This window comes from Streptomyces hydrogenans, assembly GCF_014656075.1.
Classification (GTDB): domain Bacteria; phylum Actinomycetota; class Actinomycetes; order Streptomycetales; family Streptomycetaceae; genus Streptomyces; species Streptomyces hydrogenans.
Map to the genome: position 1 here is coordinate 1 of NZ_BNBS01000124.1, position 24,670 is coordinate 24,670.

A 24,670-nucleotide genomic window follows, 5' to 3' on the forward strand; every position below is an offset into this window, starting at 1 on the left:
ACGGTCGGCCTGGATCCGGCGGCGCGACTCGTCCGTCTCGAAGATCACGAGCGCGAACCTCATGTGTGCTCCCCTCCGATCGCCCTTCGGACGACCACTGCTGACGGGGTGTGAGGGTAGCGGCCGGCCGGCGCGCGACCCCGCACCGGGGCGACGCGGCCCCGACGGCGGCGGGCCGCTCGCGGTCGGCGGGCGGCCCCCGAAGCCGGCCGTCCGGCCCGGCGGGTCAGCCCTCGAAGCCGACCGTCCCGTCCGGGAGGATCGCCTCCACCCGGGCCCCGTGCTCGACCGTGCGGCTCACCGTGCAGAACTTCTCGTGGGTGAGCCGCACCCCGCGCGCGAAGACCTCCGCCGCCTTCGGGTTCGAGTCCGGCAGTTCGAACTCGTAGCTCACCCGGATCCGGCCGATCCGCCCGTCGTCCTCCGGCGTCGACACCGACTCCACGACGATCCGCAGGTCGTCGTGGTCCACCGCCCGCGCGGTCCGGTCGATCACCAGCCCCCCGCAGCCGGCCATCGCCGCCAGCAGCAGCTCCACCGGCGTGAACGACGGCTGCGCGCCGTCGTCGTCGGCCGCGGCCATCAGCACCTCCGCGCCCCGGTCGTTGCGGGCGGTCCAGCGGCGGTATCCGGTGCGTTCGGTCTCGACGCGGTAGTCGGCCATGGGGGAGTGCTCCTCAGCTGCGCGGGGACGGACGGTCCTCACGCTACGGCGCCCGGGCCACCCGCCCCACCCGACCCGGCCGCGTCCCGCGCCGCCCGCTCCCGCACCACCCGCCCCCAGGCCCCGGCCGTCGCGCCCCAGACCGCGCGCAGCGCGGCGGCGTCACGCCGTACGGAGGCCACCGCCGCGTCCGGGTCGCCGCCCCGGGACCGGACGAGCGCCGCGTCCTCCCGCGCCCATGCCGCGATCGCGTCACCGTCCGCCTCCGGATGGAACTGCGTGCCCCACGCCACCGGACCGACCCGGTACGCCTGGTGCGCGCAGTCGTCCCCGCCCAGCAGCGGCACCGCCCCCTCCGGCAGCCGGGTGATCTCGTCGAAGTGCCACTGCGCCGCCGGCGCCCCGTCCGGCACCCCGCCGAAGACCGGATCCCCGACGGCCCCGGGCAGTCTGCGCAGCGGTACGGAACCCACCTCCGGCGCCCGGCGTCGGGGCGCGACCGTCCCGCCGAGCGCGTCCGCGACGACCTGACCGCCCAGGCATATCCCGAGCAGCGGCACCTCCCGCCGCACCGCCTCCCGCACCAGCCCCCGCACCCGCCCCAGCCACGGCGCCGCGTCGTCGTCCCGGCATCCGACCGACCCGCCGAGCACCAGCAGCCCGCCGTGCCCGGCGAGCCCGCCCGGCAGCTCCTCGCCCCGCCACGGCCGCCGCACGTCCAGCGGGACCCCGTCCGCCACCAGCCGCTCCCCGACCAGCCCGGCCCCGGCCCCGTCCTCGTGCTCCACCACCAGCACCGTCACCGTCACGCCCCTGCCCTCCCGCCTCGCGCCGCCTCTGCGGACCCCAGTGGATCCCGGGCGCCCCGGGCCGGGAAAGGCCCGTGCTTGAATCCCTCCATGGACGCCGCCCGCCGCCTGTGGACCCGCCCGTTCCCGCCGCTCGACCCGGACGCCACGGAAGTCGTCCTCACCGTCGACCATGCCTCCGCCGACCCCGGCGAACGCATGGTCTGCGCGCTCCTCGGCCGGGGTCACGAGGGCGAGGAGGGCGTCTTCCACCTGCTCCCCGACGACCTGACGGCCCGCTACCGGCGCACCGGTGACCGGCTCGCCGTCACCCTCCTCGCCGCCCGCTCCGTCGTCGCGGCCGACGCGGCCGATCGAGACGACGGCCTGAACGACCACCTCGCCGCCCTCCCGGTCGACCCCCTCGACCCCGCCCGCGTCGTCCTCCTCCACCGCGAGACGGTCACCGACCACGTCCCCGAGACCCGGGACGACGAACTCCGCCCGGTCCTCCTGCTGGACCACGTCGGCGGCTCCCCGGCACCGGAGGACTGGGCCGGCCTGTTCGAGAACGGCGCGTCGAGCGTCACCGTCGTCACCGCCACGGAGCACCCGCCCGCCCGAACCCGCCGCCCGGCTCAGTCGCCGCCGGGCGTGACGAGGCCCGACTCGTAGGCCGGCACCACCAGTTGGGCCCGGTCCCGGACGGACAGCTTGGTCATGGCGCGGTTGCCCTCCCTGTCGGGATCCCCGCGACGGCCCTGGCGGCCCGCGCCCTCGCCCGCGCCCGCCGGATCCGCTGAACCCCGGTGTCCGCCGCAGCCGCACGCCGCGCGCACCCGAGCCCTCCGGAGGCGCGGGCCGGCCCCCGGAGCGGGCCCGCGCGGGTCCCGGTCCCTGAGTACCCCTCCGCGGCCACCTGAGTACGCCGGCGGATCCGCCCGGCGCCGGTGGCGGCTGGAATGGACCCATGAGCTTCCGTACCCCGCACCGCCCCCGGCCCCTGCGTCGTGTGTCGGCCACCGGCACCGCCCTCGTGGTGGCGCTCGGGCCCGTCGTGGTGGGCGCGCTGCTCGCGCGCTCGGTCGGGGGCGACCCGATGGTCTCGGTGAACGCCCTCATCGCGGGCGGCGGGCAGCGGGCCCGGGTCTCCCGGGACCAGCTGCGTTCCTGCCGGGGGCGGATGAACGCCCGCCGGGTTCAGGCCGTGCGCGGTCTGCGGGCCAGGAAGAAGCCCTGGGGCGAGGCGTCCTCCGCCTCCGGCTCGCGCACCAGCCGCGCCGCCTCCACCAGGCCGGCGGCGGTCAGCAGCCGGGCGACGCGGTCCGGGGCCCAGCGGTAGACGTCGAGGTCCACCTCGTGCCCGTAGGCCCGCTCCAGCCGGCGCCGTTCGCGCTCCGGCCCCGTGGTCACCTTGAAGGCCAGCAGGAGGAGCCCTCCCGGGGCCAGCACCCGCGCGGACTCGGCGAAGGCCAGGGCGAGCTCCGGCTCGTCCAGGTGGACGGTCGCGTACCAGGACAGGACGCCGCCGAGCGCCCCGTCCGGAAGGTCGAGCGCCGTCATCGACCCGACCTCGAAGCGGAGCCCCGGATACGCCTCCCGGGCCACCCGGACCATCCCGGGGGAGAGGTCGACCCCGTACGCCTCCACGCCCAGCTCCCGCAGGTGCGCGGTCACCCGTCCCGTCCCGCAGCCCAGGTCGGCGACGGCGGCGGGCAGTTCACCGGCCGCCGCGCCGGCCCGCACCGACGCCGCGAACGCCGCCAGCATCGCCCGGTCCAGGGGCGAGGCGTCCGGCAGGCCGGCCAGCAGCCGCTGGTAGTCGGCGGCGACGGTGTCGTACGAACGGCGCGTGGCCTCGGCGCGGTCGGAGAGGTCCGTCCCGGCGCCCTGGTGCGTGTCGGTCATGCCCGGCACCCTAGGTCACCGCCACCTCTGGCCCGCCCCTCGGACGAAATCCGGCGGACCTGACGGAAAACACCTCTGACCAGCACAGACCTTTCGCGAATTCCTCACCGAAGAGGCCCCGCGACGCCCCGGGATGCGCGATGATCGCCCCCGCACGAGTAGCACCGGACCCGTCGGGCCGGTACGGCAGCGTCGGAAGGCGACCCCCATGGCCAGGCGGCACCCCGCGCCCGCGAACGAACAGAGCCCCGCGCCCGCCGGGGAGCCGGACGGCGGCGCGCCCGGCATCGGCCGGCGCCGCTTCCTCGGCTACGTGCTCGCCGCGCCGACCCTCACCGTCGCCGCACAGGTCGGCGCCGAGGCGATCGCCCCCACGACCGCCGAGGCCGTCGTCCCCTCGCTGCCCGGACCGGCCGAACTCCTCGACCTCAACGAGCTGCTGACCCTGGCCGCGCTCCCGACCAGCCACCTCATCACGCTCCGCCTCGACGCCGACGGCACCGTCCACTTCGCCCTGCCGCGCGCCGAGGTCGGCCAGGGCGTGACCACCTCCTCCGCCATGCTCATCGCGGAGGAGCTCGACCTGCCCCTGGAGAAGGTGAAGGTCACCCTCGCCGATGCCCGCCCCGAGCTGCTCTTCAACCAGCTCACCGGCGGATCCAACACCACCGTCTCCACCTACACCCCGATCCGCGTCGCCGCCGCCGTCGCCCGGGGCCGGCTGCTGCACGCCGCCTCCCTCGTCCTCGGCGAGGCCGTCTCCACCCTCACGACCAAGGCCGGCACGGTCCTGTCCCCGGCCGGGGCCGTCCTCGGCTACGGCGAACTCGCCGCCCGGGCCGCCGCCGTGGCGGACTCCGCCGTCACCGTCACCCTCAAGGACCGCGAGGACTTCCGGGTCATCGGCACGGCCCGCCGCCGGCTCGACGCGCTCGACGCCGTCACCGGCCGCAAGAAGTTCGCCATGGACCTCCAGATCGACGGCGCCCTGCCGACGATGGTCTGCCGCCCGCCCACGATCAACGGCACCGTCCGCGCCGTCGCCAACCTGGCGGCGGTACGCGCCATGCCGGGCGTCACCGACGTCGTCACCGTCTCCTCCGGCGTCGCCGTCCGCGCCCGCACCTTCGGCCAGTGCGTCGACGCGATCCGGGCCCTCGACGTCGACTGGGGTCCGGGCACCGCGGAGGACGCCACCGACGCCACCGTCCTCGCCGAGCTGCGCCGGGCCGAACTCCCGCTCGTCGTCCCGCCGCTGCCGCTCCTCACCAAGGCCGTCGACGCCCGCTTCACCTTCCACTTCGCCAGCAACAGCGCCCTGGAGACCAACTGCGCGATCGCCGACGTCCGTCCGGACTCGGCGGAGATCTGGGGCTCGCTCAAGGCCCCGATCGTCGCCCAGGAGCAGCTCGCGCTCCGCCTCGGCCTGCCCGTCTCCGCGGTCAGGGTGCACGTCACCGAGGGCGGCGGCTCCTTCGGCCGCAAGCTCTTCCACGACGCCGCGCACGAGGCCGCCGAGATCTCGAAGAAGCTCGGCAAGCCGGTGAAGCTGATGTGGCACCGCACCGACGACTTCCGGCAGGGGCGTACCCACCCGATGTCGACCTCGCGGGTCCGCGCCACCTACGCGCTCGGCGAGGTGCTCACGTACGAGCAGCGGCACACCTCGGTGGCCACGGACTTCGGCCACGGCATCGGCGAGGTGCTGACGGCGGAGGCGGCCCGGCTGCCGGTCGCGGACCTCACCTTCTCCGAGACCATGTTCCAGCTCACCCAGATCAGCCCCTACCACCTCGGCGTCACCACCCAGCTCCTCGCCGAGACCGACAAGGGCTACAACACCGGCTCGATGCGGAACATCTACTCGCCGAACGTGCGCACCGCGCAGGAGCTCGTCATCGACGAGCTGGCCGACCGGCTGGGCGAGGACGCCTACGCGCTGCGCCGCCGCCTGATGAAGGAGGCCCGGGCCCGTGCCGTCCTCGACGAGGTCGCCCGAATCGGCCGCTGGGGAAGGCCGATGGAGCCGGGCACCGCGCAGGGCATCGCCGTGCACCCCGAGTACCACTCGTACGTGGCGGTGCTGGCCGAGATCGACTGCCGGCCGGCGACCAGGGGGCGTACCGTCCCGAACGCGTACACCGGCCCCCGCGTCACCAAGGTGGTCTGCGCCGTCGACGTCGGCCTGGCCGTCAACCCGCGCGGTCTGGAGGCGCAGATGATGGGCGGCATCTCCGACGGCATCGCCCTCGCGCTCACCTCGGGGCTGCACCTGAAGGACGGTGCCTTCCTGGAGTCGAGCTGGGACAACTACTACTACACCCGGCAGTGGAACACCCCGCCCGAGCTGGAGATCGTCGTCATGCCGCCGACCGGGGACAAGCCCGGCGGGGCGGGCGAGCTGGCCGTCGCGGCGGCGATGGCGGCCGTCGCCGGCGCCTACGGCCGGGCGACCGGCACCATGCCGACCGTCTTCCCGGTCAACCACACCGCCCCGCTCACCTTCACGCCCGCGCCGGCCGTCCCGCCGGTCCCGGCCTCCCCGACCGACGGCCGCGACCGCGTCCTCTGACCCACCCGGAGTCCCCGTGCCTCAGCACACCTTCATCCTCAACGGCCGGGCGGTCACCGCCGAGGTCGAGTCCGACGTGCGCCTCCTGTGGGTCCTGCGGGACGTCCTCGGCGTGACCGGCCCCAAGTACGGCTGCGGGGTCGGCGTCTGCCGGGCCTGTACGAGCCATCTCAACGGCAAGGCGTTCACGCCCTGCGCCGTGCCGGTCGGCGAACTCGCCGCGGACGACGAGGTCACCACCATCGAGGGCCTTCCCGACACCGTCGGGAGCGAGCTCCACCCGATGCAGGAGGCGTGGCTCGACCTCGACGTCGCCCAGTGCGGCTACTGCCAGCCGGGCCAGATCATGGCGGCCGTCGACGCGGTCCGCCGGGCCCGGGAGGCGGGCCGCGAGGTCACCGAGGCGGACCTCGACGAGCTGCGCAACATCTGCCGCTGCGGCACCTACCATCGCATCCGCCAGGCGGTCCTGGAGGGCGCGCGCCGCATGCCGTGAGGCAGATGGTTCGTACCACGAAGGGTATTCTGTCGGCATGGCGAAGGACGAGGGCGAGCGGATCGGAGTGGTCACCGCACTGGTGCGCTCCGCCTTTCTGGTGAACACCGCGTACGCGGAGGCCGCGCACGCGTACGGGCTGACGCCCCAGCAGGGCCAGCTCCTGTGCGTCCTGATGCCCGGGCCGACCGGGATGGGCGAGCTGGGCGCCAAGCTCGGGCTCGCCAAGTCCAGCCTCACCGGTCTGGTGGACCGCACCTCCCGGCTCGGCCTCGTCGGCCGGGAGGCCGACCCGGAGGACGGCCGCGCCGTCCGCGTCGCCCTCACCGAGGAGGGCGCCGGCCTCGCCGACACCTTCTACACCGAGGCGTGCCGCCGCATCGCGCTGCTCCCCGCCGTGCTGGAGGCCCCCGACCGCGACCACCTGGCCGCCCTCCTGTCCCGGGTCGTGCTCGCCAACGAGGCACCGGAGGTCTTCACGGACCGGCCGTGACGGCCGGGCTGTCGGGGCCGCTCCGTAGGCTGCCGCCCATGAGCATGAACGGCGCGTACCTGCGCCTCACACCCGAGGAACTGGCCCGGGCCCTGGACGATCCCGAGTGGGCGTGGGGGTTCGCCGAGGAGAGCCTGGACGAGGACGGCGAAGGGGCCGCGCCGGCGCGGGCCCGGCACTTCACCACCGGCCAGACCTGGCACGTCCTGGGATTCCTCCTGGAGCGCGCGGCCTTCCCCGTCGACGTCGTCATGGGCGAGGAACTCCTCACCGGCGAGCCCTGGGGGTACGAACCGCCGCGCTACCTCGCCCCGGACCGGGTGCGGCTCGCCGCGGACGCGCTGCGGCGGACGACGTACGACCGCCTCGTCGAGGGCGTCGAGCCCGCCGAGCTCACCGAGGCCGAGATCCACCCGCCGATCTGGGAGTCGGCGGCCTCGCTCGACTGGGCCCGCGACGCCTTCGCCTCCCTGCGGGAGTACCTCGGGGCCGCCGCGTCCGCCGGCCAGGCGGTGGTGGTCTGGATCGACTGATCCGCCCGGGCCGGCGGGGACACCGTCCGCGACCGGACCGACCCGGTCCGAGGCGGGCCCGCCCCGCCTCCGCGGGTCTCAGGCCGAGGCGGGTTCGCCCGTGCCGAAGAGCTCGGTGAAGCGGCCGGTGAAGAGGTCGCCGCCCTTGTACGCGGAGACCGTGGCGGCCGGCAGGACGAGGGGGCCGTCGGGGGAGGGGAACTGGCCGACGCCGCCGAGCGGGCCGAGCGGGAGCAGCACGGAGGGGATCGGGGAGGGCGTGTACGTGGTCCCCGGCTCCTCGCCGCGCACCCGGGCCAGGATGTCGGCCGCCACGACCTCGGCGTGCCGCATGGCGTACCCGGCCATCTTGGCCTCGTCGAGCGCCGTGACGTCGCCGATAGCGTAGACCCGCTCCTGGCCCTCGACCCGCAGGCGGTCGTCGACGCGGAGCCGCCCGCCGGGGGTGAGGGCGTCGGTCAGCTCCCCGGCGAGGAAGCCCCCGTGGACACCGCCGCCGTGGGCGCGGAACCAGATGTCGGCGGTGACCGCGCCGCCGTCGGAGGTGCCCACGGTGAAGGTGCCCGCGCGGCCGGGTCCGGCGGGCGGCTCCTCGGTGAGCGTCACGCCGAGGCGCACCTCCACCTTGAGCTCGTCGAGCTGGCGGGCGAGGTCGTCGCGCAGGGCGGGGGCGAAGCCGGGGAGCAGGCCGTCGCGGGGGTCGACGAGGGTGATCCGCTTGTCGGGCCAGACCGCCCGGATCTCGCCCGCCAGCTCCAGGCCGACCGGCCCGGCGCCGCTGATCAACACGTGGTCGGCGCCGGCCAGTTCCTCGTGGGTGGCGCGCAGCCGGGCCAGCGCCTCGGCGGAGGAGTCGGTGTCGAACTTCGCGGGGTAGGGGTAGGCGGAGCCGGTGGCGACGACCACGTAGTCGGCGTCGACGCGCTCGCCGGAGGCGAGGGTGACGCCCCGGGGGTCGACGGAGGCGGCCCGGTCGCGGACCACCCGGCCCCGGGTGAGCAGCCGGTCGTACGGGAAGAAGACGTTCGGGGCCCAGTCTGGCCTGACCAGGGCACGCAGCGAGCCGGCGGCGTGCACGAAGGCGTCCTTCGGGTCGACGAGGACGACCTCGACGCCGGCTTCGGCGTCCGCTTCCAGCGCCTTGGCGAGGGTCGAGCCGCCGTACCCGCCGCCGATGACGGCGACGATCGCGTGCGCGTTCCTGTGTGCGTCCATGTCCGTATTCCCCTTCGGAGCTGACGGCAGGGGCGTGACCCGCCCCAGTAGTTCGTACTACGAACCATATGGTTCGTAGTACGAACTTGTAAAGCGGTTCCGTCCTCGGGACGCGCGAAGGCCCCCGCCGCACACGCGACGGGGGCCTTCGACGGGGTGGGTCAGGCGGTCGGCGGGACCCGGGACGGCCGGCCGGAGCCCCTGGTCAGGACGTAACCGCCGATGCCCGCGAGCGCGGCGAGCACGCCGCCGGCCGCGGTCCAGATCCAGCGGTCGGACCACCAGCCGGAGGACCAGCCGTCCTCGGGCGCGGCGGCCTCCACGGCGGTCCGCCGCCCGGCCTCCTCCTCCGCCTCGGCCAGCTCCGCGGTGGTCGCGCCCGGCACCAGCGGCGCGGCGAGCGCCCCGTCGGTGGCGTACGCGCCGCCCTGGTCGGAGACGTCCACGCCGACCCGGGCCGAGAACGACTGGCCCAGGTCCTCCTCCGGCAGCCCGGAGACCGTCAGTCGGACGTAGTAGCTGCCCGGCAGCGGGTCGTTCGCCCAGGCGTCCGCCGAGGCCCGCACCGGCCGCAGCACGCACGCGAGCTCCAGCGACCCGGCGTCCTTCGCGGCGGTCCGGGACTGGGTGCCGTACATGCACGGCTGACGGCGCCGCAGCCCGTCGTAGACGTCGACCCGCCAGGCCGAGGGCCCGTGCCGCAGCGCGCTCTCCGGCAGCGTCACCGTGGCCCGCACGGTCGGCCGCTCGCCGGTGTCGGCCGGGAACACCCAGTACAGGTAGTCACCCGTCGCCGCTTGCGCGGTGGCCTCCTGGCCCGGCCGGAAGAAGGCGGCGGTGCGGAAGGTGGTGCCGGCCTCCGTGGGGCCCGCCTCCTCGCCGGCCGAGGCCGACGGCGTGGGCGTGTCGGCGAGGGCGCCCGGCGCGGCGGGGCCCAGCAGGGCGGCACCGGCCAGCGCGGCCGCCGCGAGCATCCGTACGGTACGCATCAGTGGGTCCTCCAGACGGCGAAGCGCCAGCGGGACAGCCAGCCCCAGATCAGACCGGCGAGGAAGCCGGCGAGCACCAGCGCGCCGAGCAGCCACCAGCCGCGGCCGAGCCCGAAGGAGGCCACGTCCGAGGCGCTCGCCGGGCCGTCCACGACGTCCACGGTCAGCTCGATCGGCATGCCGGGCGTGGTCTTCACGGCCGGGGGAGCGGAGAAGGAGTTGCTGACCTGGAGGCAGACGGTCTCGGCGGCGGGCTTGCCGTCGCCGTCCTCGTCCGCGTCCTCCACCTCGGGCTTCGGGTAGCGCAGCCCGGTGGAGATGACGTCGGTGCGGCCGTCGCCGGCCTCCGCGCCGCGCACGATCTCCCGGCCGTGCTTCGTGACGGCCCGCAGCAGCACGCCGTAGTCGTTGTTCACGGCCCGGTCGGCGGAGACGCTGACCGAGGCGCGCAGCTCCTGGCCGGGCAGCAGGTCGACCTTGTACCAGCGGTGCTCGCCGAAGGTCTCGCGGTCGGTGTAGAGGCCGGGCTTGAGCTGCGGGGCGTCCGCGCACTGCCGGGTGCCCTCGGTGGCGACCGGGGTCACCACGGGGTCGGCCGCGCGGTCCACCAGCTGGCGCACCCGGCGGGAGAGTTCGTCGGTGCGGTGGATGGAGGTGTACGTGCCGCCGGTGGCCTCGGCGATGCAGGTGAGCTGCTGCCGGGTCTTGGCGTCCGGCACCAGGCCCAGGGTGTCGATCACGAGGTGGATGCCCTTGGCGGCGATCTCGCGGGCCACCTGGCAGGGGTCGAGCGGGGCGCAGGTGTCCTCGCCGTCGGTGATGAGGACGATCCGCTTGGTCGCGCCGTCCTCGCCGAGGTCGTCGGCCGCGCCGAGCAGCGCCGGGCCGATCGGGGTCCAGCCGGTGGGGGCGAGGGTGGCGACGGCCGTCTTGGCCTCGGTCCGGTCGAGCGGACCGACCGGGTACAGCTGCCGGGTGTCCTTGCAGCCGCGCTTGCGGTCGTTGCCGGGGTAGTCGGCGCCGAGGGTGCGGATGCCGAGCCGCACCTCCTCCGGCACCGCGTCCAGGACCTCGTTGAACGCCTGCTTGGCCGCGCTCATGCGGGACTTGCCGTCGATGTCCTTGGCCCGCATGGAGCCGCTGACGTCGAGGACCAGCTCGACCTTGGGGGATTCCTTCGCCGTCGGCTCGTCGGCGGACGCGCTGGTCGGCAGCAGCGCGGCGGTCAGGGCGACGAGCAGCGCACAGGCCCCGGTCGCCAGCCGTTTTCTCGTGATCATCGGCGGATCGTATTGATGATCCTCCGACAATCCAAACCGAGGTGCGCCGCCCGCCCGCCCCCGGCACTCCGGCGGCCGGACCCGGACCGTCTCCGGGGGAGCGCCGGCACGTCGCCCTGCGGTGCGTCCGCGACCGACGGGGTCCGTGGGACGGTCGTCGACGACTGATCGGCCATCGGCCGGGCGTCGCCGGGCCGGCTCCCCGTCACCGGGGAGCCGGACGTGCGGTCGCGGACGGACTACCAGATCGCCTCGACCCACTCCGGGTGGTCGATGAAGGGGTTCCGGTTGCCCTGGTAGGAGTTGTAGATCACGTCGTTTCGGCGCTCCTCGAAGGCGCTCGGCGGGTCCTGCTCGTTCCACTGCTTGAGGATCGAGAGGCGGCCGTGCCAGGGCACGCTGCCGTTGCTGGTCGAGTCGTTGGGCTCCAGGTCGGGCCAGGCGTCGTCGCCCTCGTAGCGGACGGCCATGTAGAGGATCATCCGGGCCACGTCGCCCTTGTCGGCGTTGCGCGGCTCGAAGGAGTTGGAGTCCGTGTAGCTCCCGCTCGCGCCGCTGACGGCGCTGCCGCCGAGGTCCCAGTCCTTGTTGCCGCGGATGCTGTTGACCTGGACGTCGCACGCGCGCAGGTGGTGCAGGTCCGTGCCGGGACCGGCCGAGGTGCCGAAGTTCCCGTGGGACTGGGCCCACACGTGCTCGCGGTTCCAGTTGCCGACGGCCCCGCCGTTGAGGGACTTGCTGCGCGAGACGCCGCTGTAGAGCAGGACGACGTTGTTGGTGTTGTTCGGGTCCTGGTCGGTGACCTTCAGCGCGTTCCAGACCGCGTCGTACGAGATCTTGCTCTGGCTGCTGATGATGGTGTGCAGCGCCGACTTGAGGCTGGTGCCGGTCTTCCCGACGGCGTTCTTGTAGTACGTCGTGTCGTACGCGGTCGTGGTGGCGGCGGCGGGGGTCGCCGTGACCGCGGGGAGCGTGAGTCCGACGACGGCGGCGGACAGTGCCGCCCAGACCTTCCAACTGCGTATCCGTGCAACCGACATGGGGGGCCCTTTCCCGGGGACGGGCACGCGGGGCGAACGCCGGGCCCGGCTCAAGGGGGCGGCGTTCTACGCGTGTTGACTTCGTTTCATCCGGGAGGGTCGCACGGGAGAGGGGGTTGTCGTGTTACGGACAAAGAGCCATTCGGTGACGTTCTCGCATACGGGGCGCCCGCTCGCGGGCGAGTCGCGCCACTTCCGCCTCACGAGCCCCGGACGTCCACCGGCATCCCCTTCGGCTCCTTGATCCGCTTCATGATGATCTGGGAGTTCACCTCGGTGACCCCGGCCAGCGCCGTCAGCTGCTCGATCCACAGCCGCTCGTACGCCGCGAGGTCCGCCACCGCGATCCGCAGCAGGCAGCCCGGGCTGCCGAAGAGCCGGTACGCCTCGATGACGTCCGGGATCGACTGGAGCGCCTCCTCGAACGCCTCCACCGTCTCCCGGTCCCGCTTCACCTCGACCGAGACCAGCACCTCGAAGCCCCGCCCGACCGCCTCCGGGTCGATGACCGCGCGGTAGCCCTGGATCACCCCGTCCTGCTCCAGCTGGCGCACCCGGCGCAGACAGGGGGAGGGGCTCAGGCCGACCCGCTGGGCCAGCTCCTGGTTGCTCAGCCGGCCGTCCTGCTGGAGCTCGCGCAAGATGTGGAGATCGATTCGGTCCATGACGCGATTATCTGCCACGATGAAACATTTCTGCGCCCCTATTGGCAATCGTCTGCTCCCCCTTCTGGCCTAACGTTGCGGAGAAGAGTGGAACCGGTACGGCCAAGGAGAGGCGGCGGACATGCAGCGGACCAACGACGGAAGCCCCCGCCGGATCGTCGTGATCAGCACCGGCGGCACGATCGCCAGCCGCTGGCAGGGCACCGGCTACGCGGCCGACGCCTCCGGCGACGCCGTCCTCGCCACCGCCCCGCTGCCCGAGGGCGTGACGGTCGAGGTCCGTGACCTCTTCAACGTCAACAGCTCCCTCCTCACCGCCGCCCACCAGCTGGTGCTGCTGCGCACGGTCCACGAGACCCTGGCGGACCCCGGCGTCGACGGCATCGTCGTCACCCACGGCACCGACACCCTGGAGGAGACCGCCTTCCTCCTGGACCTCCACCACGAGGACCCCCGCCCGGTCGTCCTCACCGGCGCCCAGCGTCCCTTCGGCACCGGCGACGGCGACGGACCCGGCAACCTCTACGACGCCCTCCAGGTCGCCGCCACCGTCCGGGACCTCGGTGTCCTCGTCGTCTTCGACGGACGCGTGCACGCCGCCCGCGGCACGGTGAAGACCCAGACCCTGGCCGCCGACGCCTTCTCCGACCCCTCCGCCGAGCGCCTGGGCCGCGTCGGCTTCTCCCGCGTTGACATCGAGCGCCTCCCCGACCGCCCGGCCGTCCTGCCGCTGCCGGCCGCCGCCCGCACCGCCGATCCGGACGCGGGCCGCGGCGCGCTGCCCCGGGTGGACGTCGTCTTCCACCACACCGACGGCGACCGGCTCCACTTCGACGCGGCCCTCGCCGCCGGGGCCCGGGGCATCGTCCTGGTCGCCACCGGCGCCGGGAACGCGACCCCGGAGATCGCCCGGGCGGTCGCCGACGCCACCGCGCGGGGCGTCCTCGTCGCCGTCACCACCCGCGTGCCCGCGGGCCCGCTCGCCGAGATCTACACCGGCGGCGGCGCCGTCGACCTCGTGGCCAACGGCGGCCTGCTCACCGGCACCCTCCGGGCCGGCCAGGCCCGCGCCGCCGTCCTCACCGCCCTGCTGCCCGGGACCGAGGGCGACGACTCGGCCCGCCGCGCCGCCGTCCTCCGCCACCTCCTCGACCTCCCGGTCCGCGCCGCGCCCGCGCTCGCCACCGGCACCTCCCGCGAAGCCGCCCCCGCCCCCGTCCCGGCCCGCGCCTGACGGCCCCCCGGCACCGGCTCGCGGGCGTCGAACTCCCCCTCCTCCGCCCGTGAGCCGGTAACAACCCCGCCACCGCCCGCACCCCCTGTCGGCGGTGACGTCCTCCCCGCCCGCAGGGCGAGCGCCCACCCGTGCGACGGCACTCCCTCCCGCACGGTGACGGCCGCCGCGCCGGCAGACCCCGTACGGCACCTGTCGGCCCGTCCGCGCCCGCGGCACCCCTCTCGGCACCTCCCGCTCCCGGTACGGTGACGGCCCCGCGCCCGCCCCCACCGCCAGGAGCCCCCGTGCCCGCAGTCCCCGACAGCGCCACCGAGCAGGCCCGTCACGTCGTCCGCCTCGTCCGCGAGACGCTCGGCGACCCGGCCGTGCGGGCCGCCTGCCCGCACGGCTCCGCCGTGCTCGGCGGGCTGCGGCCGACCAGCGACGTCGACGTGCTGGTCGTCCTGGACCGGCCGACCACCGAGGCCGAGCGCCGCGCCCTCACCGACGCGCTGCTCGCCGTCTCCGGCGCCCGGGCGTACGAGGGCCCCGCCAGGCCCGTCGAACTCAGCCTGGTCGTCCACGCCGAGGTCCGGCCCTGGAGGTACCCGCCCGTCTGCGAGTACCTCTACGGCGAATGGCTGCGCGACGACTTCGCGTCGGGGCTCACCCCCGCCCCCGCGCCCTGCCCCGACCTGGCCCCGCTGATCACCATGGCCCGCGCCGGGAACGTCTCCCTCCTCGGCCCGCGCCCCTCCGAGCTGTTCGACCCGGTGCCGGAGGCGGACCTGCGGGCGGCGATCGTCGAGGGCGTACCCGGACTCCTCGCCGACCTCGACGGCGACACCCGCAACGTCCTGCTGACCCTCGCCCGGATCCTCACCACCCTGCGCACCGGCCGGATCCGCTCCAAGGACGAGGCCGCCGCCGCGCTGCTGCCGGAACTGCCCCCGGAGCACCGGCCGGTGCTCGCGGCCGCCCGGGACCAGTACCTGGCGGGGGAGTACGGCTCCTGGGTGGACGGGCTGCCGGCGGCGCGGGCCCACGCGGAGTATGTCGCCGGGGCGATCAAGCGGGCGTATCCGGCCTGAAGTTACTCGTCGGTTTCTCGTGACTTCCTAGGCGGCCGGTCGTAGAACATGTTCCCATTCGCTCACGAGTGAGGAAGATCACATGAGTGAACGCCCCCTGTCCGCCCAGGGAATTCACGGAGTCAGCCGCCGCCGCTTCCTGACCGGAACAGGTTCTGTTCTCGGCGCGGCCGCCCTCGCCGGCACCCTGACCACCCCCGCCCGCGCCGAGGTCCCCGGCCTGAACGTCTGTCCCATCCCCGACGGCTCCCAGGTGCGCGCCCTCGTCATCGGCACCGGCTACGGCGGCTCCGTCACCGCCCTCCGGCTCGCCCGCGCCGGCGTCGACGTCCACATGATCGAGATGGGCATGGCCTGGGACACCACCGGCCCCGACGGCAAGATCTTCGCCAACACCACGACCCCCGACTACCGCTCCTTCTGGCTGCGCACCCGCACCAAGCAGCCGCTGAGCCAGTTCCTCGGCTTCCCCCTCGACAAGGACGTGCCCCGTCACACCGGCATCCTCGACGCCGAGGACTTCGCCGGCATCACCGTCTACCAGGGCCGCGGCATCGGCGGCGGCTCCCTCGTCAACGGCGGCATGGCCGTCACCCCGCTCCGGGAACGCTTCCCCGAGATCCTCCCCACCGTCGACCCGGCCGAGATGTACGCCACGTACTACCCGCGCGCCAACGCGGGCCTGGGCGTCACCTCCGTGGACACCACCTGGTGGGAGTCCACCGACGCCTACCAGTACGCCCGCGTCGGCCGGAAGCACGCCCAGCGCTCCGGCTTCCCCTTCGTCTTCGTGCCCAACGTCTACGACTGGGACTACATGAAGCAGGAGGCCGCCGGGACCGTGCCGAAGTCCGCGCTCACGGGCGAGGTCATCTACGGCAACAACCACGGCAAGAAGAGCCTCCAGAAGACCTACCTCGCCCAGGCCGCCGCCACCGGCAGGGTCACCGTCTCGGCCCTCCACCGGGTCACCTCGGTCACCCCGGCCGCCGCCGGCGGCTACACGGTCGCCATCGAGCAGATCGACACCACCGGCGCCGTGCTCGCCTCCAAGACCGTCCGCGCCGACCGGGTGTTCTTCGCCGCCGGCAGCGTCGGCACCAGCAAGCTGCTCACCCGCCTCAAGGCCACCGGCGCGCTGCCCGCGCTCAACGAGCACATCGGCAAGGGCTGGGGCGACAACGGCAACGTCATGTGCGGCCGGGCCAACCACATGTGGGACCCCACCGGCAAGCTCCAGTCCTCCATGCCCACCGCCGGCATCGACAACTGGAACGCGGGCGGGGCCTTCGCCGAGGTCGCCCCGCTGCCCACCGGCATCGAGACCTACGCCTCCTTCTACCTCTCCATCACCCGGACCCCGCGCCGGGCCGAGTTCACCTGGAACCCCGCCACCGGCCGGGTCGACCTCAGCTGGGACCGGGCCTGGAAGCAGACCTCCATCGACATGGCGAAGTCCATCTTCGACAAGATCAACGCCAAGGAGGGGACGATCTACCGCACCGACCTGTTCGGCGCCTACAAGATCTGGGGCGACCACCTCACCTACCACCCGCTCGGCGGCGCCGTCCTCGACCGCGCCACCGACAACCACGGCCGCCTCCACGGCTACCAGGGCCTCTACGTCATGGACGGCTCCCTGATCCCCGGCAACACCAGCGTCAACCCCTTCGTCACCATCACCGCCCTCGCCGAGCGCAACATCGAGCGCATCATCGCCGAGGACTTCTGAGTGACCCGCCACGCGCGAGGGCCGGCCGGTTCGCGAACCGGCCGGCCCTCTCCGCGCGTCCGCCTCACCCCGTCGGCAGCACGCACACCTCGTCGAGCCCGAGCACCCGGTTCAGCCGCCCGAAGGCCAGCCACGACCCCAGGCTCATCGTCAGCTCCACGATCTCCGCCTGGCTGTAGTGCGCGGTCATCCGCGCCCAGAACTCCTCGTCCAGGCCGTGGTGGTCGAGCGCGTACCGCTCCGCGTACTCCGCCGCCAGCCGGGTCCGGGCGTCGAAGGAGTCCGAGACCTCCGTGGTCCGCCAGGCCGCGACCACCTCGTCGAAGCCCTCCTCGACCTTCACCCCGTCCCGGTCCGTGCGCCAGTCCAGACAGAAGCCGCAGCCGTTGATCTGCGCGATCCGCAGCCGCGCCGCCTCGAACTCGCGCAGCCCCAGGGTCGTATGGGCGTAGACCGACAGCGAGAAGTTCGCCGCCGCCGTCCCGATCTCCGGGACCATGTCGCCCCACACGTACCCGATCGGCTCCTGGCCCTCGGGAATGTCGATGATCACCGTGCGCTCCTTCCCAACCTGCCCACCGCCGGGCGTATCGGCACGTCCAGCGCGTCGTACAGCCCCGGCTCCGCCGCGGCCAGCCAGTCGATCGCCCCGACGAGGCGCCCGACCGCCGTGGCGTTCCCGCCGGCCGCCCGGTTCTCGTCCTCGTCGGTGGCCGCCACCGTGACCTCGATCCGCGGCCGCCCCTCGACGATCACCCGGTGCGCCCCGGCGCCGTCCGGCGGCACCGGCCAGTCCGGGGCGCAGGACGGATGGATCCGGGTCACGTGCTCGATGACGATCCGCGGCTCGCCGCCGACGATCCCCTGCACCTCGAAGCGGACCGCGCCCTGCGTGCCCGCCTCGAAGAGGCCCATGGTCCGGGTCTTCACGGTCGTCTCCAGGGGACGGCGGTCCACCGTCTCGCGGATGTCCTCCACCTCGACGCCGAGGGCCCGCGCCATCAGCCGGATCTGACCGCCCCACACCATCGTCGGGACCGACGGGAAGAGCATCGGCGGCTCGTAGTCGAGCGGCTTGCCCATCCCGATCAGCTCGCGCACGGAGAACTCCTGCTCGTACGTCGAGTAGTCGAAGATCTCCTGGCAGCGGACCGCGTCCACGGTCGTGCCGAGCCCGCTGACCAGCAGCGGCAGCACGTCGTTGCCCCAGCCCGGGTCCACCCCGGACGCGAAGAGCGACCCGCCGCCCTCGGCCACCGCCGCGAGCACCGGGTCGCGGAACTCCGGCGGGGCGTTCCGCGGGTCGTACAGCGGGTACAGCGAGGGCGTCACCACCACCGCGCCCGCCGCGACCGCCCGCACCACGTCCTCCAGGGCCCCGTCGGGCCGCACGTCGCCGGAGGCCGCGTACACCACGGCCCCCGGCCGCGCCCCGAGCACGGCCGCGACGTCGTCCGTCGCGGCCACGCCGAGGTCGTGCCCGAGCCCCGCGAGCGCCCCCGCGTCCCGGCCCACCTTCGCCGGGTCGGAGACGAGCACCGCCGCCAGTTCGAGCCCGGGATGGGCGTCCACGGCCCGGATGGCCGCCCGCCCGACATTTCCGGTTCCCCACACCACCGTCCGTATCATGCGCGGAGGGTAGCGCCGGGGGACCGAGGTTCCCAGACCCGTGACACCACGATCTGACGTCGCGTCAGATCCGTTGTTCCGTACGGCGGATCAGGCCAGCCGCAGGGCCACGAACGGGATCGTGTCGCCCGGCAGCACATACCGCTCCAGCTCCGTGAAGCCCCGCGCCAGCGCGAACCGCAGCCCCTCCCCGTTCGACGCCAGCACCACCGTCTCCACCCCCTCCCCGCTCAGCGTCCGCGCGTGCGCCAGCCCCCGCTCGTACAGCGCCGTCCCGAACCCCCGCCGCCGGTACTCCGGCAGGATCCGCGCGATCACCGTCGCCGCCGGCGTCTCCCCGTCCGGCGGCCGGACCGTCGAACAGCCCACCGCCACCCCGCCCAGGTACGCCACCTCCAGCCGGTTGCGCCCCGCCCGCTCCCGCACCTCGTCCGCCGACAGCACCGCCGTCGGGATGATCGCGTTGTGGACCGCCCGCCAGTCGGCCAGCTCCCGGTCGCCCTCCGCCGGGACCACCCGCAGCCGCTCCCCGTACCCTTCGAGATCGCTCATCCGGGCACCCAACCGCGCCCGCCCGCCGCCGGTCAACCGCTTTCCGGGCCCCGCCCGCTCCGCCGTCCGGGTGGGCCGCCGCCGTCCCGCGCAGCGCCGCCCGCCGAACGGGTACGGATCGCTCCACTGCCCCCGGCCAGGAGGATGCCTTCCCATGCCCGCCTTCGTCCGCAAGGGCGCCCCCGCGCTGCTCGGCGCCGGCACCCTGTGCGCCGCCCTGCTGCTCACCGCCTGCGCCCACCCCGCACCCACCACCGCCCCGCCGCCGAGCGCCACTCCCCGGGCCGCCACCGCGAAGAGCCCCGCGGCCGAGGCCGAGGCCACCGACGCCCGCCCCCGCAGCGCCCCGCGCATCCCGGGAGTCGGACCCCTCACCCAGGCCCGCGTCCCCGACGGCACCACCCAGGCCCTCGTCGTCACCGGTGCCACCGCCGACAGCAACACCGCCACCGTCGTCCTCCACCAGCGCGCCCCCGACGGCCGCTGGTACGAGGCCGGCGGCCCCTGGCCCGCGCACAACGCCCTCAAGGGCTGGACGTCCGACCACTGGGCCGGCGACCTGCGCACCCCCATCGGCGTCTACCGCATCGGCGACGCCGGCGGCCGGCTGCCCGACCCCGGCGCCCGCCTCCCGTACGACGAGGACCCCGAGTTCGCCATCAGCGGCACCGGCTTCCGCGGCGAGTCCCTCGAAGGCTCCTTCGACCACGTCATCGCCATCGACTACAACCGGGTCCCCGGCCGCACCCCGCTCGACAAGGAACGCCCCCTCGGCACCGAGCGGGGCGGCGGCGTCTGGATCCACGTCGACCACGGCGGCCCCACCCAGGCGTGCGTCGCGCTCCGGCGCGACGACCTGCGCGCCCTGCTCCTCGCCCTCGACCCGGCCGCCGAACCCGTCGTCGTCATGGGACCGGCCCCCGAACTCGCCCGCTGAGCGGGGAGCCGGGGGCCGGTCCGGGCCCGGGGGAGCGGACTCAGCCGACCGCTCCCCGGAACGCCCCGGTGTGCAGCCGGGTCTGCTCCGGCGTCAGGTAGGCGTCCGTGTACTCGAAGTCCCGCAGCGTCCCCGCCTTCGAGGCGAGGAACCCGGTCCGCACGTAGTCGTCCCCGGCCACCGCGTTCAACAGCCAGTTCGTCATCACCCGGGTCTTCGCCACATTGGTCCGCAGCGCCGCCCAGTGGTAGCCGCGCGCCACCGCCTGCGCCGCCGGCCCGTGCAGCTCCACGCCCAGCGGCTTCGACACCCCGTCCATCCCGCCCAGGTCCACCACCAGGCCCAGGTCCTTGTGGGTGTAGGGGCGCAGCGACTCGCCGCGCAGGGTCGCCACCAGGTTGTCGGCGAGCGCCCTGCCCTGCCGCATCGCGTGCTGCGCGGTCGGCGGGCAGATCGCGCCGTCCTCGCCCTTGGCCAGGTCCGGCACGGCGGCGGCGTCGCCGAGCGCCCACACCCCGTCGAGGCCCGGCACGCTCAGCTCCGGCGTCGCCACCAGCCGACCGCGCACCGTCTCCGCGCCGACCGTGCCGATCAGCGGACTGGCCGCCACGCCGGCCGTCCAGATCAGCGTGCGGCAGGGCAGCACCCGCCCGTCCGTCAGGGTGACCGCCTCGTCGTCCACCGAGGCCACCGACACACCCAGCGAGACCTGGATGCCCCGCTCGGTGAGGATCTTCATCGCGGCAGCGCCCAGCTTGTCGCCCAGCTCGGGCATCAGCTTCGGCGCGATGTCCACCAGGTGCCACTTGATGAGGGCCGGGTCGAGCCGGGGGTAGCGCTTCACCGCGTTGTGGGTCAGCAGCTGGAGGCAGGCGGCCGTCTCGGTGCCCGCGTAGCCGCCGCCGACCACCACGAACTGGAGCCGGGCCGCCCGCTCGGCCTCGTCGTCGCTCGCGTCCGCCAGGTCCAGCTGGGCGATCACGTGGTCCCGGACGTAGACCGCCTCCGCCAGGGTCTTCATGCCCCGGGCGTGGTCGGCGAGCCCCGGGATGTCGAAGGTCCTGGTCACGCTGCCGGGCGCGAGCACGAGATGGTCGTACGGCTCCACGTCGAACTCGCCGGAGATGGTCCGGAGCACCACGGCCTTGGCGGCCGTGTCCACGCCCACCGCGCCGCCCGGCACGATCCGGGTCCGGTGCTTCTGGCTTCGCCGCAGCGACAGGGCCACCGACTGCGGAGTCAGGACGCCCGCCGCCACCTGGGGGAGCAGGGGAAGGTAGAGCTGGTACGAGAAGGGCGAGAGCAGCGTGATCTGCGCCTCCCGCTCCGTCAGCCGCCGTTCGAGCCGCTTCACACAGCCCACTCCGGCGAAACCGGCGCCCACCACGAGGATCCTCGGTCGCGTCACGTCGTCCGCCCTTCCGTATGAGCGTGCAAAGTGCCCTCCGCTATGACTGCATAGGGACATGTGGCAATTTTTCGCTGACTATCCGTGGTTCACCCTTTTTATCGTCATTGCGGCGGGCTCGCTCTTCGGCATGGTCCGCTTCGGGCCCGTGAAGCTCGGCGCGGCCGGTGTCCTCTTCGTGGGACTGCTGGTCGGAGCCCTGGACCCGGACGTCGGCAAGGCCGTCCCGGCCGGCCTCCCGGTGCTCGGTCTCGCGCTGTACGTCTACACCGTGGGCCTGGAGGCGGGACCGGCCTTCTTCCGTGAGCTGCGGCCTCAGCTGGCCGTGATGTTCGGCGCGGTCGTCGCACTCGTCCTCACCGCCCTCGCGGTCGGTCTAGTCGGCAGCGGACTCCTCGACATCCCCGGCCCCTTCCTCGCCGGCGGTTACGCGGGCATCGGCACCACCACTCCCGGCCTGGCCGCCGCCCAGGCCGCGTCCGACGACCCCACCCAGGCGGCCACCGGCTACGCCATCGGCTACCCCCTGGCCGTCGTTCTCACCATCCTTTTCGTCGCGGCCGTCGCCGCCGTACGCAGCTGGCCGGGCCGCCGCGACCCGGGCACCGGCCTCCCGGACCGGCTCGTCTCCCGCACGGTCGAGATCACCCGCCCCGCACGCTGGGCCGATGTCCCCGGCACCGCCTCCGGCGCGCTCCTGGCCAGCGCCCACCGACGGCCCGGCTCCCCCGTCCACATCGTCACCGGCGACGACCCGGGCCCGCTGGCCCCCGGCGACCAGCTCGTCCTCGTCGGAGGCCCGGAGGCCGTCGCCGCCGGCCTCGCCGCCCTCGGCACCGAGGCGCCCGAGCACCTGCTCTACCACCGCGACGTCGTCGACTACCGCCGCATCCTCCTCACCAACCCCGACCTGGCCGCCCGCACCGTCGCCGAACTCGGCCTCGGCGACCGCTACGGCGCCCGCGCCACCCGGGTCCGCCGGGGCGACCAGGACCTCCTCGCCCACGACGACCTGCTGCTCCAGCTCGACGACCGGGTCCGGGTCGCCATGCCCCGCGAGCGCGCCGCCGAGGTCACCGCCCACCTCGGCGACACGGAGGCCAAGGTCAGCGAGGTCAGCGCCGTCAGCATGGGCCTCGGCCTCGCCGCCGGCTTCCTCATCGGCATCCCCAAGCTGACGATCGGCTCCACGGTCCTCTCCCTCGGCACCGCCGCCGGCCCCCTCGTCATGGCCATGATCCTCGGCCGGCTCCGCCGCACCGGACCCCTCGTCTGGGTCCTGCCGACCCGCGCCAACCTGACCCTGCGCCAGATCGGCCTGCTCGTCTTCCTCGCCTGCGTCGGCCTGACCTCCGGCTACGCCTTCCGCCGCGACGCCTTCTCCGTCTTCGGCCTCAAACTCCTCGCCGTCCTCGCCCTCGGCGCGGTCCTCAGCTACGCCCTGATGGTCCTGGTCTGCCGCCTCCTCGGCCAGAGCCGCCCCCGCACGATGGGCCTGCTCGCCGGCTACGTCGGCAACCCGGCCATCACCGCGTACGCCAACAGCCGCGTCTCCGACAGCCGGGTGAACACCGGCTACGCCACCCTCTTCGCCCTCGCCATCCTGGTGAAGATCGTCTGCATCCAGCTGATCGTGGGCCTCTGACGCCCCGCTCCCTCCGGTCGCCGCACCCCGGTGACCGCGTTACCGTGCCCGAGGATCCCGCACGAAAGGCGACACACCCCCCATGACCACGTACCAGGTCGGCTACTTCGTCGGCAGCCTCTCGAAGACGTCCATCAACCGCGTCCTCTCCCGGGCCCTCCTCCGGGTCGCCCCGCCGGGCCTGGAGTTCCGGGAGATCCCGATCAAGGACCTCCCCCTCTACAACCACGACTTCGACGCCGACTACCCCCCCGAGGGCCGGGCCCTCAAGGACGCCATCGCGGCCGTGGACGCGGTCCTCTTCGTCACCCCGGAGTACAACCGCTCCATCCCCGGCGGCCTGAAGAACGCCATCGACTGGGCGAGCCGCCCCTGGGGCACCAACTCCTTCACCCACAAGCCGTCCGCCGTCATCGGAGCCTCACCCGGCAAGATCGGCACCGCCGTCGCCCAGCAGAGCCTCCGCTCGGTGCTCAGCTTCTGCAACTCCCCCCAGATGAACGCCCCCGAGGCGTACATCCAGTTCACGCCGGGCCTCTTCTCGGACGACGGAGAGGTCACCGACCCGACGACCCAGCAGTTCCTCACCGACTTCATGGCCGACTTCAAGACCTTCATCGAACGGGTCCTGACGGTCCTGCCCCGGAACTAGGGCGGTCCGCTCACTACTCCACTTGAGTACTCGTCAGATTGCGCTCCTGAAAAAGCAGTTGGCCTGATCCATGGCATAGGCTCGGCGCGGGGCGGGTGGGGTCGGCCATACTCGCACCCGTCGTCGCAACGGGGGAGCGTGCCACACATGGGGCTGGGGTCGCAGGGCCGGGGCCTGCCGGAGCGGATCGGCGGGTACGCCCTGGAGCGCGAGTTGGGCGCGGGCGGCATGGGGACGGTGTACCTGGCGCGCTCGCGCGGCGGGCGCACCGTCGCCGTCAAGGTGGCGCGGCCCGAACTCGCCGCCGACCCGCACTTCCGCGCCCGCTTCCGGGCCGAGGTCGAGGCCGCCCGCAAGGTCGGCGGCTTCCACACGGCCCCGGTGGTCGACGCCGACCCGGACGCGCGGACGCCCTGGCTGGCCACCGCCTACATCCCCGGACCGACGCTGTCCCGTCTGCTCGGCGAGCGGGGCCCGATGGACGAGCGGCGGCTGCGGATGCTGGGCGCGGCCCTGGCCGAGGCACTCCAGGCCATCCACGCCTGCGGGCTGATCCACCGCGACCTCAAGCCGGGCAACATCATCATGGCCGACGACGGCCCGCGCGTCCTCGACTTCGGCATCGCCCGCGCCCTGGAGTCGACCCGCCTCACCTCCACCGGCGCGGCCTTCGGGACGCCGGGCTTCCTCGCTCCCGAGCAGGCCCAGGGGCTGGAGGTCGGCGCGGCGGCGGACGTGTTCGCCCTGGGGGCCGTGCTGGTCGCGGCGGCCGGGGGCAGCGCCTTCGGCGAGGGCACGCCGATGGCGCTCATGTACCGCTCGGTCCACGAGGAGGCGAACCTCTCCGCCGTGCCCGAGGGCCTGCGCCCGGTCGTCGCCGCCTGCCTGGCCAAGCAGCCGGCACGGCGACCGACGCCGGCGCGCCTGCTCGACCTGTTCGTACCGGAGCCGGAGCCGGAGCCGGATCCACAGGCGGAGTCGGATCCAGGGGCTGAGGCTGAGGCGGGACCGGTGCCGGAGCTCGTGCCCGCGTCCGAGCCGGGGCCGGACCCGACACCCGTTCCGGCCGAGCTCCCCGCGCCCGCGGCCACGCACCCGCCGACCCTCCCCGCCCCGGCCGACGCGGTCCCCCCGGCCCGGCCGCCCGCGGCGGACGGGCCGGACC

24 protein-coding genes and 1 pseudogene are annotated in these 24,670 nt (G+C 74.3%); 12 read left to right on the forward strand and 13 right to left on the reverse strand.

All coding sequences use genetic code 11. From position 1 onward, the window contains the following. Positions 1-226 precede the first annotated feature (226 nt). Both IE321_RS33805 and IE321_RS33810 read right to left on the reverse strand, forming a co-directional pair. Positions 227-664, reverse strand: coding sequence for an OsmC family protein (locus tag IE321_RS33805; protein WP_043226492.1), 438 nt, complete (start codon positions 662-664; stop codon positions 227-229). Between the two features lie 38 nt (positions 665-702). After that, positions 703-1,473 carry a type 1 glutamine amidotransferase gene (locus IE321_RS33810; RefSeq protein ID WP_229916665.1) on the reverse strand — a complete coding sequence of 257 codons (771 nt, stop codon included), beginning with the start codon at positions 1,471-1,473 and terminating at the stop codon, positions 703-705. 90 nt (positions 1,474-1,563) lie between these two features. On the opposite strand from IE321_RS33810, the gene IE321_RS33815 reads away from it, so the two are divergent. Further along, complete coding sequence (locus IE321_RS33815) at positions 1,564-2,127, forward strand: hypothetical protein (protein ID WP_190225700.1); 564 nt, start codon at positions 1,564-1,566, stop codon at positions 2,125-2,127. Here the strand turns inward: IE321_RS33815 and IE321_RS42410 are convergent. Both IE321_RS42410 and IE321_RS33820 read right to left on the reverse strand, forming a co-directional pair. Beyond that, positions 2,091-2,183, reverse strand: a pseudogene (locus IE321_RS42410) (DNA-binding response regulator); the annotation flags it as partial. The gene IE321_RS33815 and the pseudogene IE321_RS42410 overlap by 37 nt on opposite strands. A 469-nt stretch (positions 2,184-2,652) precedes the next feature. Beyond that, positions 2,653-3,360 (reverse strand): class I SAM-dependent methyltransferase, encoded by a 708-nt coding sequence (locus tag IE321_RS33820; RefSeq protein WP_190225701.1) that lies wholly within the window; start codon positions 3,358-3,360, stop codon positions 2,653-2,655. Positions 3,361-3,568: 208 nt separating this feature from the next. Here IE321_RS33820 and IE321_RS33825 point away from each other — a divergent pair, with 208 nt between their 5' ends. Genes IE321_RS33825 through IE321_RS33840 form a run of 4 tightly spaced genes read left to right on the forward strand, consistent with a single transcriptional unit; the run spans position 3,569 to position 7,454 of the window. Further along, the gene (locus IE321_RS33825) at positions 3,569-5,932 is read left to right on the forward strand and encodes a molybdopterin cofactor-binding domain-containing protein (protein WP_190225702.1); all 2,364 of its coding nucleotides are present in this window, start codon (positions 3,569-3,571) and stop codon (positions 5,930-5,932) included. 16 nt (positions 5,933-5,948) lie between these two features. Further along, entirely contained in the window at positions 5,949-6,428 is a 480-nt protein-coding gene (locus IE321_RS33830) for a (2Fe-2S)-binding protein (RefSeq protein WP_190225703.1), read from the forward strand. A gap of 37 nt (positions 6,429-6,465) precedes the next feature. Next, entirely contained in the window at positions 6,466-6,921 is a 456-nt protein-coding gene (locus IE321_RS33835) for a MarR family winged helix-turn-helix transcriptional regulator (protein WP_043226487.1), read from the forward strand. A gap of 38 nt (positions 6,922-6,959) precedes the next feature. Continuing rightward, positions 6,960-7,454, forward strand: a complete 495-nt coding sequence (locus tag IE321_RS33840) for a YfbM family protein (RefSeq protein ID WP_190225704.1) — start codon at positions 6,960-6,962, stop codon at positions 7,452-7,454. Positions 7,455-7,532: 78 nt separating this feature from the next. Here the strand turns inward: IE321_RS33840 and IE321_RS33845 are convergent, their stop codons facing one another. From IE321_RS33845 to IE321_RS33865, 5 genes are all read right to left on the reverse strand, one after another. After that, entirely contained in the window at positions 7,533-8,669 is a 1,137-nt protein-coding gene (locus tag IE321_RS33845; protein WP_190225705.1) for an NAD(P)/FAD-dependent oxidoreductase, read from the reverse strand. Between the two features lie 161 nt (positions 8,670-8,830). Continuing rightward, on the reverse strand, positions 8,831-9,658 hold the full coding sequence (locus IE321_RS33850; protein WP_190225706.1) for a hypothetical protein: 828 nt from the start codon (positions 9,656-9,658) through the stop codon (positions 8,831-8,833). Next, positions 9,658-10,938, reverse strand: a complete 1,281-nt coding sequence (locus IE321_RS33855) for a VWA domain-containing protein (RefSeq protein ID WP_190225707.1) — start codon at positions 10,936-10,938, stop codon at positions 9,658-9,660. The genes IE321_RS33850 and IE321_RS33855 overlap by 1 nt, the downstream gene beginning before the upstream one ends. A gap of 239 nt (positions 10,939-11,177) precedes the next feature. Next, positions 11,178-11,978: an endonuclease I family protein gene (locus tag IE321_RS33860; RefSeq protein WP_043226484.1), complete on the reverse strand. Its 801-nt coding sequence runs from the start codon at positions 11,976-11,978 to the stop codon at positions 11,178-11,180. Positions 11,979-12,178: 200 nt separating this feature from the next. Further along, complete coding sequence (locus IE321_RS33865; protein WP_190225708.1) at positions 12,179-12,643, reverse strand: Lrp/AsnC family transcriptional regulator; 465 nt, start codon at positions 12,641-12,643, stop codon at positions 12,179-12,181. 121 nt (positions 12,644-12,764) lie between these two features. On the opposite strand from IE321_RS33865, the gene IE321_RS33870 reads away from it, so the two are divergent. From IE321_RS33870 to IE321_RS33880, 3 genes are all read left to right on the forward strand, one after another. Further along, positions 12,765-13,877, forward strand: a complete 1,113-nt coding sequence (locus tag IE321_RS33870) for an asparaginase (RefSeq protein ID WP_190225709.1) — start codon at positions 12,765-12,767, stop codon at positions 13,875-13,877. A 287-nt stretch (positions 13,878-14,164) separates the two neighbouring features. Next, complete coding sequence (locus tag IE321_RS33875) at positions 14,165-14,950, forward strand: aminoglycoside adenylyltransferase family protein (RefSeq protein ID WP_190225710.1); 786 nt, start codon at positions 14,165-14,167, stop codon at positions 14,948-14,950. An 82-nt stretch (positions 14,951-15,032) separates the two neighbouring features. Next, positions 15,033-16,682: a GMC oxidoreductase gene (locus tag IE321_RS33880; RefSeq protein WP_043226479.1), complete on the forward strand. Its 1,650-nt coding sequence runs from the start codon at positions 15,033-15,035 to the stop codon at positions 16,680-16,682. 64 nt (positions 16,683-16,746) lie between these two features. On the opposite strand, the gene IE321_RS33885 is transcribed toward IE321_RS33880, so the two are convergent. The 3 genes from IE321_RS33885 to IE321_RS33895 form a co-directional block, all read right to left on the reverse strand. After that, a complete protein-coding gene (locus tag IE321_RS33885; RefSeq protein WP_030755532.1) occupies positions 16,747-17,235 on the reverse strand; it encodes a carboxymuconolactone decarboxylase family protein in 489 nt (162 codons plus the stop codon). Beyond that, the gene (locus IE321_RS33890) at positions 17,232-18,311 is read right to left on the reverse strand and encodes an NAD(P)H-dependent amine dehydrogenase family protein (RefSeq protein WP_190225711.1); all 1,080 of its coding nucleotides are present in this window, start codon (positions 18,309-18,311) and stop codon (positions 17,232-17,234) included. The genes IE321_RS33885 and IE321_RS33890 overlap by 4 nt, the downstream gene beginning before the upstream one ends. A gap of 90 nt (positions 18,312-18,401) precedes the next feature. Beyond that, a complete protein-coding gene (locus IE321_RS33895) occupies positions 18,402-18,863 on the reverse strand; it encodes a GNAT family N-acetyltransferase (RefSeq protein ID WP_190225712.1) in 462 nt (153 codons plus the stop codon). A 154-nt stretch (positions 18,864-19,017) separates the two neighbouring features. On the opposite strand from IE321_RS33895, the gene IE321_RS33900 reads away from it, so the two are divergent. Continuing rightward, entirely contained in the window at positions 19,018-19,800 is a 783-nt protein-coding gene (locus IE321_RS33900; protein WP_190225713.1) for a L,D-transpeptidase family protein, read from the forward strand. A 40-nt stretch (positions 19,801-19,840) separates the two neighbouring features. Here IE321_RS33900 and IE321_RS33905 read toward each other — a convergent pair whose 3' ends face one another. After that, positions 19,841-21,208, reverse strand: a complete 1,368-nt coding sequence (locus IE321_RS33905; protein WP_190225714.1) for an NAD(P)/FAD-dependent oxidoreductase — start codon at positions 21,206-21,208, stop codon at positions 19,841-19,843. 58 nt (positions 21,209-21,266) lie between these two features. On the opposite strand from IE321_RS33905, the gene IE321_RS33910 reads away from it, so the two are divergent. The 3 genes from IE321_RS33910 to IE321_RS33920 all read left to right on the forward strand — a co-directional run. Continuing rightward, on the forward strand, positions 21,267-22,853 hold the full coding sequence (locus IE321_RS33910) for an aspartate:alanine exchanger family transporter (RefSeq protein ID WP_190225715.1): 1,587 nt from the start codon (positions 21,267-21,269) through the stop codon (positions 22,851-22,853). 82 nt (positions 22,854-22,935) lie between these two features. Further along, positions 22,936-23,505, forward strand: a complete 570-nt coding sequence (locus tag IE321_RS33915) for an NADPH-dependent FMN reductase (RefSeq protein ID WP_043226473.1) — start codon at positions 22,936-22,938, stop codon at positions 23,503-23,505. Between the two features lie 147 nt (positions 23,506-23,652). After that, positions 23,653-24,670 (forward strand): serine/threonine-protein kinase (locus IE321_RS33920; RefSeq protein WP_190225716.1); only part of this gene is annotated, 1,018 nt, incomplete at its 3' end.

Bases quoted from the DNA above. Each gene is read 5' to 3' on its own strand.
- IE321_RS33805 (WP_043226492.1), bottom strand. From the start codon at position 664: ATGGCCGACTACCGCGTCGAGACCGAACGCACCGGATACCGCCGCTGG.
- IE321_RS33815 (WP_190225700.1), top strand. From the start codon at position 1,564: ATGGACGCCGCCCGCCGCCTGTGGACCCGCCCGTTCCCGCCGCTCGAC.
- IE321_RS33820 (WP_190225701.1), bottom strand. From the start codon at position 3,360: ATGACCGACACGCACCAGGGCGCCGGGACGGACCTCTCCGACCGCGCC.
- IE321_RS33825 (WP_190225702.1), top strand. From the start codon at position 3,569: ATGGCCAGGCGGCACCCCGCGCCCGCGAACGAACAGAGCCCCGCGCCC.
- IE321_RS33835 (WP_043226487.1), top strand. From the start codon at position 6,466: ATGGCGAAGGACGAGGGCGAGCGGATCGGAGTGGTCACCGCACTGGTG.
- IE321_RS33840 (WP_190225704.1), top strand. From the start codon at position 6,960: ATGAGCATGAACGGCGCGTACCTGCGCCTCACACCCGAGGAACTGGCC.
- IE321_RS33845 (WP_190225705.1), bottom strand. From the start codon at position 8,669: ATGGACGCACACAGGAACGCGCACGCGATCGTCGCCGTCATCGGCGGC.
- IE321_RS33850 (WP_190225706.1), bottom strand. From the start codon at position 9,658: ATGCGTACCGTACGGATGCTCGCGGCGGCCGCGCTGGCCGGTGCCGCC.
- IE321_RS33855 (WP_190225707.1), bottom strand. From the start codon at position 10,938: ATGATCACGAGAAAACGGCTGGCGACCGGGGCCTGTGCGCTGCTCGTC.
- IE321_RS33860 (WP_043226484.1), bottom strand. From the start codon at position 11,978: ATGTCGGTTGCACGGATACGCAGTTGGAAGGTCTGGGCGGCACTGTCC.
- IE321_RS33865 (WP_190225708.1), bottom strand. From the start codon at position 12,643: ATGGACCGAATCGATCTCCACATCTTGCGCGAGCTCCAGCAGGACGGC.
- IE321_RS33870 (WP_190225709.1), top strand. From the start codon at position 12,765: ATGCAGCGGACCAACGACGGAAGCCCCCGCCGGATCGTCGTGATCAGC.
- IE321_RS33880 (WP_043226479.1), top strand. From the start codon at position 15,033: ATGAGTGAACGCCCCCTGTCCGCCCAGGGAATTCACGGAGTCAGCCGC.
- IE321_RS33890 (WP_190225711.1), bottom strand. From the start codon at position 18,311: ATGATACGGACGGTGGTGTGGGGAACCGGAAATGTCGGGCGGGCGGCC.
- IE321_RS33895 (WP_190225712.1), bottom strand. From the start codon at position 18,863: ATGAGCGATCTCGAAGGGTACGGGGAGCGGCTGCGGGTGGTCCCGGCG.
- IE321_RS33900 (WP_190225713.1), top strand. From the start codon at position 19,018: ATGCCCGCCTTCGTCCGCAAGGGCGCCCCCGCGCTGCTCGGCGCCGGC.
- IE321_RS33910 (WP_190225715.1), top strand. From the start codon at position 21,267: ATGTGGCAATTTTTCGCTGACTATCCGTGGTTCACCCTTTTTATCGTC.
- IE321_RS33915 (WP_043226473.1), top strand. From the start codon at position 22,936: ATGACCACGTACCAGGTCGGCTACTTCGTCGGCAGCCTCTCGAAGACG.